Here is a 12,946-nt window from a genome sequence, read left to right on the forward strand (position 1 = left end):
TCGTCACAAAGGCGGGGTGATCGTCATGACCGGGAGGGGACGGGGGAAAGCAGACCTCTGTCACTTTGCGCGCCGACATGGCACGATCCCCCGGACGCCTGAAGTTACTGACGGGACATCAGTTTGGGGGCACAGGTATGGCCACGGGCAAGCGCGGCCTGATCACGGTGGCCGTGACCGTCGTCTGCGCGGTCACCGTACTGGCGGCACCGGGTACGGCCTTCGCGGCACCGACCCCGTCCCCCTCCCCCAGCGCCTCGGCCTCCGCCGCCCCGACGCCGGTGTCCAATGAGGAACTGGAAGCGGTCCGCGCCCAGCTGGAGAAGCTGTACCACGAGGCGTCCGTCGCCACCGACGAGTACAACGCCGCCGAGGAGGCCGCCGAGAAGCAGTCGGCGGAGATCGTCGAGCTGGCGAAGAAGATCGTCAAGGGCAAGGAGAAGCTGGCCGAGCTGAAGGAGCGCGCCGGCGCCGCGGCCGCCGCCCAGTACCGCTCCGGCGGACTGCCGGACGAGGCGCACCTGATGCTCAGCGACAACCCGCAGCATTTCCTCGACAACACCCGCCGGGTGCTCCAGGGCCAGCGCGCCACGAAGGGCCTCCTGGCCGAACTGACGCGCACTCAGCAGGACTTGGAGCAGTACGCGAAGGACGCCTCCGCCCAGTGGCGGAAGCTGGAGGCGGGCCGCAAGGCCAAGGCGGCCGCCCAGAAGAAGATCGAGAAGCAGATCAAGGCGGCCGAGAAGCTGGAGTCACAGCTCGAGAAGGAGGAGCGGGAGCGCCTCGCCGAGCTGGAGGCGGCGGCCGCGCGCAAGGCGCAGACCGCCTGGCTGGACTCCGGCATCCTCGAGGACCTGAGGACGAAGGCGTCCGAGCAGGGCAGCAAGGCCGTGGCGTACGCCACCGACCAGCTCGGAAAGCCGTACGAGTGGGGCGCCGAGGGCCCGAAGACGTACGACTGCTCGGGGCTGACCTCCCAGGCGTGGGCGAGCGCGGGGCGCCCGATCCCCCGGACGTCCCAGGAGCAGTGGAAGCGGCTCGAGCACATCGCGGTCGAGGACATGCGCCCCGGCGACCTCATCATCTACAACGCCGACGCCAGCCATGTGGCGATGTACGTCGGCGACGGCGCCATCATCCACGCCCCGCGGCCGGGCCGGACGGTGACGGTGGCGGGGGCCGGTTCGATGCGGATCCTCGGGGTGGTCCGTCCCGATGCGTGAGGTTTCAGGGCGTCTTGTGACACGCCTCGCGCCATGCCCACCCGGCACTTTGTGACGTTTCCGTGGTGACCGCCACCACGTGACCCACTCCACGTCACATTTCCCACGGCCCCACCACAGACGTGACGTTCGTCATCCCCGGGCCCCCGTCGGCCTGTCCAACTGCGGTAGCAATCGCGGCATATGACAGCGGCGAGGGTCCGCCGGACGTGCTCCGCGCCATTCCGCTGCGGCGCCGACACCCGCTATGGTCCCCGTCGGTGGATCGAGGACCCTCGGTCGACCATGCCCTCGGGGGGAGGGAAGGAACTCACGACAATGCCCGTACCCGTACCGCGGCAGAGAGCGATCCCGGCCGTGGAGACAGGTCAGGCGCAGGCCGCGACCCCAGGCGGCGGCACCTTCACGGATGAGGCCCCGCGTAAGGATCAGACGGTCGAGAACACCCCGCACACCAATCTGACGCTGCTGCTGATCGAGGACGATCCCGGCTCGACGATCGTGCCGGAGATGTTCGACCCGGCCGGCAAGCCCATCCGGGTGCGCACGGCCCGCAACCTCACCGAGGCCGCGCGGCTGCTCACCGACGACGTCCACTGCATCCTGCTGGACCTGGCGCTGCCCGCCCCCGGCCGGACCGGCGACGAGGACGAGCTCGGCGTGCTCAAGCACGTCCTGGAGCTCGCGCCCCGGCACGCCGTCCTGGCCCTCACCGCGTCCGGCGACGCCGAGCGCGGCGCCGAGGCCGTGCGCGTCGGGGCGCAGGACTACCTCTTCCGGGACGAGCTGGACGGCCGGCTGCTGAGCCGGGCGATCCGCTATGCCGTGGAGAGGAAACGTTCCGACACGGCCGAGCGACGGCTGGCCGAGGGCCGGCTGCGGGCGCAGGAGAACCGGCGCCTGGAGCGCGGCCTGCTGCCGACGCCGCTGCTGGAGGGCTCCTCGCTGCGGTTCGCCGCGCGCTACCGCCCGGGCCGCTCGCGCGCCCTGCTGGGCGGTGACTTCTACGACGTCGTCCGCACCGCCGACGGCACCGTGCACGCCATGATCGGCGATGTGTGCGGGCACGGGCCCGACGAGGCCGCGCTCGGCGTGGAGCTGCGGATCGCCTGGCGGGCGCTGACGCTGGCCGGGCTCTGCGGCGACGAACTGCTGAACACGCTCCAGCAGGTGCTGGAGCACGAGCGCGGCGACGACGAGATCTTCGCCACGCTGTGCACGGTCGACATAGCGCCGGACGGGCGCCGCGCCGGGCTGTGCCTGGCCGGGCATCCGTCCCCGCTGCTGGCCCGCCCGGGCCGGGCGGCCCGGCTGCTGCCGTACGACAACAACGGTCCGGCGCTCGGGCTGGTGCCCGGCGCGCGCTGGCCGCGGATGCAGGTGGAGCTGGGGGCCGAGTGGAGCCTGATGCTCTACACCGACGGCCTGATCGAGGGCCGCGTCGGCGAGGGCCGGGAGCGGCTGGGGCAGGACGGCATGGTCGACATGGTCCGGCGCCAGCTCGGCGAGGGCCTGCGCGGCGAGGAACTGCTGAGGGCGGCCGTCAACGAGGTCCGGGACCTCAACGGCGGCGAGCTGACGGACGACGTGGCGGTGCTGCTGCTCGACCGGTCGGCGTGAGGGCCACCGGCTCCGGCCGGCGCCCTCCGCTCGTCGTACGGCCGCTGCTCGTCGTACGGCCGCTGCTCGTCGTACGGCCGCTCGTCGTACGGCCGCTCGTCGTACGACCGCTCATCCTGACCCGGTCGGACCGGTCAGCGGCCGCCGTTGTACGGCCCGTAGGGGCCGTCGCTGCTGGAGCCGCCGCGCCGCGTGCGGCCGCCGCCGGACAGACCCCGCAGGGCGGGGCGGACGTCGACCATGTACACGATCGTCGCGATGAGGCCGATGATCGGCAGGAACGACAGGATGTTGAAGATCAGGTTCACCACGAAGGCGAGCCCGAGGATGATCAGCCAGAAGGCCTTGCTCTGCTTGTCGACCGCCCGGTAGGCGTCCTCCCGGCGGACGGCGGCGTCGATCAGCGCGAAGCCGCTGAAGAGGATCAGGGCCACGCTCAGCAGCCACATGAACCCCGCGAAGCCCTGCATCAGCACAACGTCCACCACCTGAATCAGCTCGTGTCTACGCGGTCACCGTACCCGCATCCGCAGGACCGTTACCCGCAGAACGGGCCGCGCACTCGGTAAGTGCCCGGCCCGTCCCCGTGGTCCTGCTCCGCCCGTCGGCTACTTGGCCGGAGGGGTGGTCTTCTTCGCGGTGGCCTTCTTGGCCGGAGCCTTCTTGGCCGGGGTCTTCTTCGCCGTGGCGGCGGCGGCCGGCTCGGTCCTGACCGGGGTCGGCCGGGCCGGGGCGGCGGGCTTGGCCGGGGCCGCGGGCGCCGGCTTCTCGTCCTTGACCTCGACCGGCTTGGCGTCCGGCTCGACGGCGATCGCGAACTCCTCGATCTCCTCGGCCGCCTCGCCGCGCCAGGTGCGCACGGCCTGCTCGCCGTGCTCGGCGACCTTCTCGTAGGTCTCGCGGGCCTTCACGGCGTACTCGGCGGCGACGCCGATGGTGCGCAGCGCGAGGTCCTGCGCGCTCTCGCCGAACTTCTTCAGGTCGGCGTCGAGGTTGCTGCCGAACTTCTTGAAGTCGGCGTCCAGGCTGGTGCCCAGCTTCTTGATGTCGGTGTCCAGGCTGCCGACGAGCTCGGTGACCTTGGCCTGCAGGGCCTCCTGGGCCTCCTTGGCCTTGGCACCGGCCTCCTTGGCACGGGCGGCGGCCTTCTCCTGGACGGCCTTCGGGTCGGTGTTGCGCACGGCCTCGAACCGCGACGGCGCCTCGGTGCGCAGCTGCTCCACCAGTCCGGGCACCTTCTTGGCCTGCTGGAGGGCGAGGTCGGCGGTGCCGGCGGCGAAGTAGAGCGGGGTCGGGTCGCTGAGGGTCTTGCGCAGGTCGTCGGTGATGGCCATGGTGATGGTCCTCCCGGGTCGCTATCAGATGAGGGTTTTGGGTACCCGCGGCCGGCCGGACGGCCGACACCTGTGGAGCGGCCGACGCACGGGGTGCGTACGGCGGTCCACGGTCAGCCGGCCGACTGCTGCGGGCCGGTCTCGTTCTCCGGGCCGGCGTCGTCGCCGTCGGACGTACGTCTCGTGCGGGTCGATCGGGTCGTACGGGGTGTGCGGGTGGCTCGGGCCGGACGGCCACCGGTGCCCTGGCCGTCACCGTCGGGGTCCGTGCCGTCCCCCGCGTCACCGGCCAGGTCCTCCACGGCGTCGGCGATCCGCTCGGCCGCTTCCGCCTCCACGTCCTCGGGGGATATCCCGAAGCCGTTCTCCTTGCGGAAGGACTCGTAGATCTGGAGCAGCACCTGCTTCTGGCGCTCGGTCAGGGTCGGGTCGGCCAGGAGCACGGCACGCGTCTCCACCTCGTCCCGGTCCCGCTCGGCGTCGAGGATGCCGGCGCGGACGTACAGCGTCTCCGCGGAGATCCGCAGGGCCTTGGCGACCTGCTGCAGCACCTCCGCGGACGGCTTGCGCAGCCCGCGCTCGATCTGGCTCAGGTACGGATTGGACACCCCGGCGGCATCGGCGAGCTGCCGCAACGACAGCTGCGCGGTGCGCCGCTGCTCGCGCAGATACTCGCCGAGATTGCCGACGTTGAGCGATGCCATGCCCCCACTGTGCCGCACCCTCGCTAACTATTGCAAGCACCCGCTTGCAAAAGTGCGCCACACCACCCACCCGGAGCCGGTGTGGCTCGCCACGGCACGTCGCCTCACCTTCAGCGGGGACGAGTGGGATCACTAGGCTCCTCGCCATGGCCAACGATCTCGGATTCACCTGCACGTGCTGCGGCAGGCACCACGGCGAGCTGCCGATGAACTACTCCGCCGCCGCCCCCTACGTCTGGGACCCGAGTTTCGCCGACGCCCCCGACTGCCTGCTCTCCTCGGATCAGTGCGTCATCAAGGCGCAGCACTACTTCGTCAAGGGCCTGATCGAGATACCGGTCATCGACAGCGAAGAGGTGTTCTCCTGGGCTGTCTGGGTCTCTCTCAGCCGTGAGAACTTCTCCCGCTCGGCCGACCTGTGGGACACGCCAGGACGCGAGTCGGAGAAGCCGTACTTCGGCTGGCTCACCACCGAGCTGCCGATCTACTCCCCCAGCACCATCAACCTGCGGACCCACGTCCACACCCGTCCGGTCGGCGAGCGGCCCTCGGTCGAGCTGGAACCCACCGACCACCCGCTCGCCGTCGAACAACGGACCGGCATCACCATGGAACGGGTGCGCGAGATCGCCGAGGCCGTGCTGCACTCCACCGACAGTGCTCCGCGTGACGAACCTGAGGGCGCCCGCTAGCCGCAGACCTCTGCCGCGGCACAGTCCGGGCCCCGAAGGGGGCACCTGTCCTACGAGATCAAAGGGCCGGTGACCCGCTCTTCCGGCCGCCGCCCGCGATCCACTCCTCCAGGACCGTGAAGTCGTGGTCCGTGAGGCCGTGGCGGTGGTCGACTCGGTGCAGGAGGGCCGGGGACGGGTGGTGGGCGGCCACATAGGCGCGGTCCACGTCGGTGATCTCGTCGTCCACCCACACGAACGCCCGGCCCGCCGCCCACGCCACCAGCGGCCGTGTCTTCCAGTGCGGGGCGCGCTTGCCGAGCCACGGTTCGGCGTCCTCGTCCGGCCAGTCGACCAGTCGGAGCTGGGGCAGGCCGAGCCAGGGCGCGAGGGCGGAGTTCGCGTCGTCCAGCCAGGTCGTGGCCCATACGAGCTCGCACCCGAGCTCCGCGAGCCGCCGCAGCCGGGTGCCGAGCGTGGGGTCCACCCGGGCGAGCAGTGGGTGGGCGGGTGGTCCGGGCAGGGGGCGGGGTGCTTCGTACAGGGGATACGGCCGCTGCGACCCGAAGGGGATGAGCGTGCCGTCGACGTCGAGGAACAGGAGCATCGAAAACAGGATCGCCCTTGGGCGGTCCCTGCGCTACCGTCGACCGCATGACTGCCGGGTCGGCCTTGTGCCGTGAGCGAGTTGGGTGTTGCCCGGCCTCTGAGTGAGGCCATGGGCGCGGGCCAGGAGCCCGCCTTTTCTCTTCACTTCCCTCCCAGACGGAGACCGACGAAGAGAAGACGAAGAGAAAGAGACCAGACACCCCGCATGCCCCATGACTTCAATCAGCAGGTCATCGAGGAGTTCCGCGCCAACAAGGGCCGCGTGGACGGCCCCTTCGAAGGCGGCCGGCTGCTCCTCCTCACCACCACCGGCGCCCGCACCGGACGCCCCCACACCACCCCGGTCGCCTATCTCCCGGACGGCGGCGAACGCGTCCTGGTCATCGCCTCGGCCGCCGGTTCGCCGAAGCACCCGGCGTGGTTCCACAACCTCGTCGCCCACCCCGAGGTCACCGTGGAGGCCGGGGCGTTCACCTACCCGGCACGCGCGGTCGTCCTGGAAGGCGAGGAACGGGACCGGGCGTTCGCGCGGGCCGTGGAGGCGGAGCCCGGCTGGGCCGCCTACCAGGAGCGGACGGAACGCGTCATCCCCGTAGTGGCTTTGTACGAGATCGCGCAGGGCCCGCCGAACATCAACGCCTCCTCCATGGGCGAGGCCATCAAGGTCGTGCACGACGCCTTCCGCCGTGAACTCGCCATCATCCGCGACGAGATGGCGAAGGGCGGCTCCACCCTGGGAGCCCAGTTGCGCGTCAACTGCCTCACGTTCTGCCAGGGCCTGCACAACCACCACACCGGCGAGGACACCGCGCTGTTCCCGTTCCTCGCCGACCGCCACCCCGGCCACGCGCCCGTGCTGGACCGTCTGCGTGAGGAGCACGAGCGCATCGCCGACCTCGTGGAGCGGCTGCGCCGGGCCGTCGGGGAGGAGGGCTCGACGGACGGGCCGGAGGCGGCGCGTGAGGAGGTGGCCCGACTGACGGCGGAGCTGGAGGCCCATCTGACGTACGAGGAGCAGCAGTTGATACCGCTTCTCGACGCCGCCGGCTGACGGAAGGCGTACGGGAGGCCGCCGTTCAGAAGGGCAGCGGTCTCCCGTGCACCACCTCCAGCCCGGCCACGGCCCGCGTCAGCACCACGTACAGCCGGTGCGGCCCGCGTTCCTCCGCCTCCGCGATCGCCGCCGGCTCCACGGCGACGACCTGGTCGTACTCCAGCCCCTTCACCTCACGAGCCGGTACGACGACCACCCGCTCCCCCGGCTCGTCCGCCCGCCCCGCCCGGATCCCGGCCGCCGTCAGCGCCTCCCGCACCCGGGCGACGTCCGCGTCGGCCGCGATCACCCCGACCGATCCCTCCCGCCCCAGCGCGTCCCGGACCGCCCCCACGACGGCACCCGGCAGATCGTCCCCGGCTGCCCGGAACCGCACCTCCCCGTCGGCGCGCAGCGAGCGGGCCGGCGGCACGGACACCGCAAGCCGCGCCAGCAGCCGGTCCGCCAGCTCCAGGATCGCGCGCGGCACCCGGAACCCGGTGGTCAGCGGGACGACCACGGCGTCCGGCTTGCCCAGGTGCGCCATCGCCGACGCCCAGTCCCGCGCCGCCCACGGCGTCGTCCCCTGCGCCAGGTCCCCCAGCACGGTCAGCGAGCCGAACGGCGAGCGGCGCGCGATCGCCCGGCACTCCATCGGCGACAGGTCCTGCGCCTCGTCGACGACGACATGGCCGTACCCCTCCGGGCGCTCGATGAGGCCGGCCACCTCGTCCAGGAGGACCAGGTCGGCGGCCGACCAGCGGGCCGACTTCCATGAGCGCGGCGGCCTCGCCCAGAGCAGCGCCTTTCGTTCGTCGTCATCGAGGACCCCCGCCGAGGCGTCCGCCAGCACCTCCGGATCCGTGAACAGCTCGGCGACGACCTCCTCCGGCCGCACCTTCGGCCAGACGGCCTCCACATATGCGCCGACCGCGCGCCCCCGCGAGACGCGCTGCGCCCAGGCGGCGGTCTGCGGCCCGGCCCGCCGCTCGGCCTGCTCGCGCAGCAGGCGTACGGCCCGGGACCGCACCCGCTCCCGCCCCACGGTGTACGGCGGTTCCTCGGCGCGGACGCCCTCGACGATCCCCCGCAGCGCGTCCACCGGGACCCGCCACCGGTAGGAACCGTCGGCCACGACCACCGGGGCCAGGCTCTCGGCCCGCCCCACGCGTGCGTAGAGCGCCCGCCGCAGCACCTCCGCCATCCGGATGTCGTGCTTCAGCCGGGCGGCGCGCTCCTCGTCGCTCCCCCGGACCGGATGCCGGGCGATCTCCGCGGCCAGCGTCGACTGGCGTACGCCGGTCTCGCCCAGCGCGGGCAGCACCTCGGAGATGTAGGAGAGGAAGGTGGGGTTCGGCCCGACGATCAGCAGGCCGCCGCGGCGGATGCGCTGCGGGTGGGTGTAGAGCAGATAGGCGGCGCGGTGCAGGCCCACGGCGGTCTTGCCGGTGCCCGGGGCGCCCTGCACACACAGGGAGACGGCGAGGTCGCCCCGTACGAGGTCGTCCTGCTCGGGCTGGATGGTGGCGGCGATGTCCCGCATCGGGCCGATGCGCGGCCGCTCGATCTCCCGGGCGACGATCTCGCTGACCCGGGACTCCCCCCGGTCCAGATGCTCGTCCTCCAGCCCGGTGAGGTCACCGGAGTCGCCCCTGCTGCCCGGCGCCCATCCGAAGCGCCGCCGGACGGCCACGCCCTGCGGGTCTCGGGCGGACGCCTGGTAGAAGGCACGGGCCACGGGGGCACGCCAGTCGACGACGAGGGGCGGGTCGGCGGGGTGCTCGCTGATCCGCAGCCGGCCGATGTGCAGGGCGGCCTGCCGCTCGCCGTCCGCGAAGTCCAGCCGCCCGAAGAACAGCGGCCCCTCGGGCAGTTCGCGCAGCGCCTTGGCCTGGCCGCGCAGCCGGCGGCCCAGCACCTCGGCGTCGGCGCCGGAGGCGGAGGCCTGCTCGCCGATGACCACCTGGTGGTCGGCCCCGTCGGCCATCGCGGCGAGGCCGGCACGGCAGCGGTCGTGATGAGCGCGCTCGTCCAGGAGCACGGTGTGCAGGTCGTCGGCGGAGGGGTCGGCAGGCGTCATGCCGCCACCCTACCGCGAAAAAGCAACTCGGTTAAATTATTTACCCTGACTCACCCAGTGTGCGCCGCCAACTCCGGAAGCCCGGCCTCCAGCCGCCCGAACGCCCGCTCCGCCGCGGCGATCGCGTCCCTCCTGACCTCCTCCAACGGCTCCCCCGCCTTGATCCGCCGCCAGTTCTCCTCGGCGAGGATCCGCCGGACGGCCACGATCTGCCCCGCCGCGAGCCGCGCGTCCAGCCCGCCGCCGAGCGCCTCGGCGAGCGCGGCCTCGGAGCGCTCGAGGTAGGCGTACATCCGGGCGACAAGGGCCGGTGTGCCGTAGACGAGCGAGTGGAAGGCGAGCACCTGCGGGTGGTCGTTGAGCCCGGTGATGGGGTCCCCACGCTCGATCGCGTCGAGGAAGTCCCGCCGCAGCGCCTCGACGGGCGACCCCTCCGCCGCGGCCACGACGCGCGCGGGCTCCTCCTCGTGATCGGCGATCCGGTACAGCACGAGGTCCTCCTTGGCCGGGAAGTACCGGAAGAGGGTCGGCTTGGAGATCTCGGCGGCGGCGGCCACCTCGGCGACGGACACGGCGTCGAAGCCCTTCTCCAGGAAGAGCCGGATGGCCGTCTCGGAGACGGTCTCGTACATACGCCGCTTCTTGCGTTCCCGCAGGCCGGGGGCGGGGGTGCCGTCGTCGCTCATGAACGCGAGCCTACGCGCCGGACGCGCACGGGCCCCAGCCGTCCGGCGGGCCTCAGCCTCGGTGCCGCCGGTGCCAGTCGCGCAGCGAGCGGGCCACGGCCGTCAGGGTCGGCACCTCGTCCAGGCCCAGCGGCACGGCGGCCCGCTCCAGCACCCGCTGGACCTTCACCGACTCGGCGAACCAACGCCCCCAGTTCAACGCTCGTCCGTCGCCGAGGACCTGGGTCGCCCGAATCACGTCGGTGAAGACGCTCTGGGCCCGCTTGAAGTCCCGCAGCCGGGGAAGATCGTCCCGCCAGCCGTCGGTGCTGCCGGGCGCGGACCGCTCCGCGACCGCCAGCCAGCCCTCGATCACCCGGTCCTCCTGCGCGGCCGGATAGGCCATGAGGTGCAGATGCGTGGCGAGGTCGTACAGCGGGTCGCCCAGCATCGCCAGTTCCCAGTCGATGGTCCACAGCCGGCCGACGGGGTCGAGGACGAAGTTCTCCCGGTGCAGATCGGCGTGGAGCAGGCTGAACGGCCGCCGCGTCAGCCCGGGGACGAGGACGTGCTTGCGCAGGCGCCCGAACGATTCGTCGTCCACCCCGAGCGCGGCGAACAGCCCGCCGAACGCGTCCAGGTTGGCCTCGTACACCCGCTCCTCGGCGAACCGGATCAGCCCGTCGAGGAACCCGGCACAGTCCCGGTCCTCGGCCCGGTCCGCCGCCCGACAGCGGCGCTCGGCCCGTACGGAGCCCGGCGCGACGGCGATCAGCTCGCCGAAGAGCCGGAGGATCTGGTCGAGCACATGCTCCGGGACGGGCCGCCCGGGACCGTGCACGGCCCCCAGCGTGCGCCCCTCGATGAACCTCTGCAGCCGGATGCCGCCGACGTCGACGAGCCCCGGGATGCGGGAGATACGTCCCTGCAAGGTCTCCAGCAGCTGTTCCTCCGAGAGGAAGCACCGCCGGTCGAACCACAGCAGCCGCTCCCGGGGGGCACGGCACTTGACCCGGCGTGGTTCGGACTCGTCGTCGTCCTCACCGTCGGCGGCGGCACCGGGCAGGGCGATCACATACGTCTCGTGGTGGTAGCCCTGGAGCGGACCCTCGACCGCGCCCGCGTCGCCGCCGCTCAACTGGACGGCCTGCTCCCGCGTCTGGGACACGCGCTCGGCTGTCATCGCACACGCTCTCTCGACTGGCCCCGCACCGGTGGCGGGTATGGCACGGCATCCCCCTGTGAGGGGGCATCGTGCCAGAAGAGACGGGCGAGTTCACGACGAACCTCTGGAAACGTGGCCGGGACGACCCCCGCGTCGGCTACCCGGGCGATCCCGCCGCGCGGACCGCGCGCAGTACGTCGTGCAGGTTCGTGACGACGTGGTCGGCGCCGGCGCGGCGCAGTTGCTTCTCCTTGTGCTCGTCGCGTGCGTAGCCCAGGAAGGGGACGCCCGCCTCGCCGGCCGCCTGCCAGTCGGTGGGCGTGTCGCCGATGAACAGGGCGCTGCCGGGCGCCGCCCCCATCGCGCTCAATGCCCGGTTCAGATAGTGCGGGTGGGGCTTGAGGTACTGGAGGTCCTGGGTGCGGCCGTATATGTGGGGCTGGAAGCGGTGCAGGAGACGGCGGCCGGTGAGGTAGGTGCGGACGACCCGGGGGGAGTTGTTCGTGGCGACGGCGAGGCGGGCGCCGATCTCCGCCCAGGTGTGGATCAGGACGTCGGCGTACGCGGTGGGCATCGCGGAGGCGGAGGCGCGCAGCTCCTCCTGGGTGAGGCGTTCCTCCAGCTCGGCGACGAGGTCGCTGCCCGGGTGGCGGCGGTTCACGGCGCGCAGGACGACGTGCGGGTCGAGGGACTCCCGTTCGGCCTCGTCCAGCAGGCTGTGCAGTCCGCGTCCCTCGAGCCAGCTCACCAGGTCGCGGGCGACGCCCTCCGCCTTGTGCCCGGCGAAGAGCCGGCAGATCGGGCCGTCGAAGTCCCACACCACCACCCGCGCGCGCTCGACCAGGGCCGTCAGGTCGTCGGGTTCGGCGTCCGGGTGTGCTGCCACCGCTTCAGTGTGCGTCGTATCAGGAGTCACTAGGAGAGTGTCAGGTCAGTCGTGATGGTTTCCCAGAGGGCGTCGAACCACTTCTGCGATTCCTGCACGAACGCGGCGTCCCGCTGTCCGGCCTGCTCCACGAAGGAGAAGAGCAGGGACGTCGAGCCGAGCGCGTCATACATGTCGAGGGTGCGGCTCTCGTACTCCTCCTGCCGCTCGGTGAGGACGTAGTAGCCGATCAGCGCCTCCGTGCCGTTGAGCAGATAGAGCTTCACCGGTGGGGTGAACGGCAGCGCCCGGAAGGTGACGCGGACGTCGACGCCGACCGTGGAGCGCAGCGCCTGGAGGTTGTGGCGCAGCACGCGCGCCTGGGCGTTGCGCATCTCCAGCCACCGCTTGTGCACCGGGTCGTCGCCCTCGCCGCCGGCCACGGAGACCGGGAAGGCGAGCTGGATGGTGCGGGACGGCAGCAGGACGCGGACGTCGACGGATTCGGGGCGTATCGAGCCCTCGTGGATCAGGCGGAGCGGTTCGCCGAGGGCGAGCATCAGGGTCTCGGAGGTGTGGCAGACGACGTCGATGCGCACGTGGGGGGCGGCGAACGCCTCGGCCAGGCGGGGGGCGAGGCCGACCATCGTCGGCTGGGGGGCGCCCCGGGTGGGCGCGGGCAGGGCGATCCGCGGCGGGCTGCCCTTGCTGACGTTGGTGAGCAGGCCGTCTTCCTGGAGGGCGCGCAGGGCCTGGCGCACGGTGCCGCGCTCCACGCCGAACTCCTCGGCGAGCTCGGCCTGCGTGGGCAGGCGGTCGCCGGCCTTGAGTTCCCCGACGCGGATGCGTTCCCGCAGAATGTCGGCGATCTCCTGCGGCGAGAGTCTCCTGCTGCCGTTCACGGCCACGTTCTCCTGAGTCACGACCAAACGCTACAACTTGTGCCCATCTAGCGGGAGTTGTTTGTAGCTTGTTTC

The 12,946-nt window shown here is 72.0% G+C and carries 13 protein-coding genes; 4 read left to right on the plus strand and 9 right to left on the minus strand.

Annotation, left to right across the window (positions count from 1 at the left end; genetic code table 11):
* The first annotated feature begins 137 nt into the window (after positions 1-137).
* Both KBY32_RS21195 and KBY32_RS21200 read left to right on the plus strand, forming a co-directional pair.
* A complete protein-coding gene (locus KBY32_RS21195) occupies positions 138-1,223 on the plus strand; it encodes a C40 family peptidase (RefSeq protein ID WP_210981185.1) in 1,086 nt (361 codons plus the stop codon).
* A gap of 318 nt (positions 1,224-1,541) precedes the next feature.
* Positions 1,542-2,843: a PP2C family protein-serine/threonine phosphatase gene (locus KBY32_RS21200; protein ID WP_055624760.1), complete on the plus strand. Its 1,302-nt coding sequence runs from the start codon at positions 1,542-1,544 to the stop codon at positions 2,841-2,843.
* 134 nt (positions 2,844-2,977) lie between these two features.
* On the opposite strand, the gene KBY32_RS21205 is transcribed toward KBY32_RS21200, so the two are convergent.
* The 3 genes from KBY32_RS21205 to KBY32_RS21215 form a co-directional block, all read right to left on the minus strand.
* Complete coding sequence (locus KBY32_RS21205; protein WP_079033876.1) at positions 2,978-3,313, minus strand: DUF2516 family protein; 336 nt, start codon at positions 3,311-3,313, stop codon at positions 2,978-2,980.
* 138 nt (positions 3,314-3,451) lie between these two features.
* Positions 3,452-4,177, minus strand: a complete 726-nt coding sequence (locus KBY32_RS21210; protein WP_210981186.1) for a hypothetical protein — start codon at positions 4,175-4,177, stop codon at positions 3,452-3,454.
* 113 nt (positions 4,178-4,290) lie between these two features.
* Positions 4,291-4,881 carry a helix-turn-helix domain-containing protein gene (locus tag KBY32_RS21215; protein ID WP_210981187.1) on the minus strand — a complete coding sequence of 197 codons (591 nt, stop codon included), beginning with the start codon at positions 4,879-4,881 and terminating at the stop codon, positions 4,291-4,293.
* Positions 4,882-5,087: 206 nt separating this feature from the next.
* On the opposite strand from KBY32_RS21215, the gene KBY32_RS21220 reads away from it, so the two are divergent.
* Positions 5,088-5,573: a DUF2199 domain-containing protein gene (locus KBY32_RS21220; RefSeq protein ID WP_247689803.1), complete on the plus strand. Its 486-nt coding sequence runs from the start codon at positions 5,088-5,090 to the stop codon at positions 5,571-5,573.
* A gap of 58 nt (positions 5,574-5,631) precedes the next feature.
* Here the strand turns inward: KBY32_RS21220 and KBY32_RS21225 are convergent, their stop codons facing one another.
* Positions 5,632-6,159: an HAD domain-containing protein gene (locus tag KBY32_RS21225; RefSeq protein WP_210981189.1), complete on the minus strand. Its 528-nt coding sequence runs from the start codon at positions 6,157-6,159 to the stop codon at positions 5,632-5,634.
* A gap of 207 nt (positions 6,160-6,366) precedes the next feature.
* Between KBY32_RS21225 and KBY32_RS21230 the strand changes: the two genes are divergently transcribed.
* A complete protein-coding gene (locus KBY32_RS21230; protein WP_210981190.1) occupies positions 6,367-7,212 on the plus strand; it encodes a nitroreductase/quinone reductase family protein in 846 nt (281 codons plus the stop codon).
* Positions 7,213-7,237: 25 nt separating this feature from the next.
* Here KBY32_RS21230 and KBY32_RS21235 read toward each other — a convergent pair whose 3' ends face one another.
* The 5 genes from KBY32_RS21235 to KBY32_RS21255 all read right to left on the minus strand — a co-directional run bounded on the left by KBY32_RS21235 (position 7,238) and on the right by KBY32_RS21255 (position 12,898).
* Entirely contained in the window at positions 7,238-9,274 is a 2,037-nt protein-coding gene (locus KBY32_RS21235; protein WP_210981191.1) for an AAA family ATPase, read from the minus strand.
* Between the two features lie 50 nt (positions 9,275-9,324).
* Positions 9,325-9,960 carry a TetR/AcrR family transcriptional regulator gene (locus tag KBY32_RS21240; protein WP_210981192.1) on the minus strand — a complete coding sequence of 212 codons (636 nt, stop codon included), beginning with the start codon at positions 9,958-9,960 and terminating at the stop codon, positions 9,325-9,327.
* Positions 9,961-10,012: 52 nt separating this feature from the next.
* On the minus strand, positions 10,013-11,122 hold the full coding sequence (locus KBY32_RS21245; RefSeq protein ID WP_210981193.1) for a phosphotransferase: 1,110 nt from the start codon (positions 11,120-11,122) through the stop codon (positions 10,013-10,015).
* Between the two features lie 139 nt (positions 11,123-11,261).
* Entirely contained in the window at positions 11,262-12,020 is a 759-nt protein-coding gene (locus KBY32_RS21250; protein ID WP_055624769.1) for an HAD family hydrolase, read from the minus strand.
* Positions 12,020-12,898, minus strand: a complete 879-nt coding sequence (locus KBY32_RS21255) for a winged helix-turn-helix domain-containing protein (RefSeq protein WP_063885510.1) — start codon at positions 12,896-12,898, stop codon at positions 12,020-12,022. The genes KBY32_RS21250 and KBY32_RS21255 overlap by 1 nt, the downstream gene beginning before the upstream one ends.
* Positions 12,899-12,946 lie beyond the last annotated feature (48 nt).

This window comes from Streptomyces sp. RK62, assembly GCF_018070255.1.
GTDB classification, from domain to species: domain Bacteria; phylum Actinomycetota; class Actinomycetes; order Streptomycetales; family Streptomycetaceae; genus Streptomyces; species Streptomyces nigra.

Excerpts from the sequence above, each read along its gene's own strand:
- KBY32_RS21195 (WP_210981185.1), top strand. The coding sequence starts at position 138 with ATGGCCACGGGCAAGCGCGGCCTGATCACGGTGGCCGTGACCGTCGTC.
- KBY32_RS21200 (WP_055624760.1), top strand. The coding sequence starts at position 1,542 with ATGCCCGTACCCGTACCGCGGCAGAGAGCGATCCCGGCCGTGGAGACA.
- KBY32_RS21205 (WP_079033876.1), bottom strand. The coding sequence starts at position 3,313 with ATGCAGGGCTTCGCGGGGTTCATGTGGCTGCTGAGCGTGGCCCTGATC.
- KBY32_RS21210 (WP_210981186.1), bottom strand. The coding sequence starts at position 4,177 with ATGGCCATCACCGACGACCTGCGCAAGACCCTCAGCGACCCGACCCCG.
- KBY32_RS21215 (WP_210981187.1), bottom strand. The coding sequence starts at position 4,881 with ATGGCATCGCTCAACGTCGGCAATCTCGGCGAGTATCTGCGCGAGCAG.
- KBY32_RS21220 (WP_247689803.1), top strand. The coding sequence starts at position 5,088 with ATGAACTACTCCGCCGCCGCCCCCTACGTCTGGGACCCGAGTTTCGCC.
- KBY32_RS21225 (WP_210981189.1), bottom strand. The coding sequence starts at position 6,159 with ATGCTCCTGTTCCTCGACGTCGACGGCACGCTCATCCCCTTCGGGTCG.
- KBY32_RS21230 (WP_210981190.1), top strand. The coding sequence starts at position 6,367 with ATGCCCCATGACTTCAATCAGCAGGTCATCGAGGAGTTCCGCGCCAAC.
- KBY32_RS21235 (WP_210981191.1), bottom strand. The coding sequence starts at position 9,274 with ATGACGCCTGCCGACCCCTCCGCCGACGACCTGCACACCGTGCTCCTG.
- KBY32_RS21240 (WP_210981192.1), bottom strand. The coding sequence starts at position 9,960 with ATGAGCGACGACGGCACCCCCGCCCCCGGCCTGCGGGAACGCAAGAAG.
- KBY32_RS21245 (WP_210981193.1), bottom strand. The coding sequence starts at position 11,122 with ATGACAGCCGAGCGCGTGTCCCAGACGCGGGAGCAGGCCGTCCAGTTG.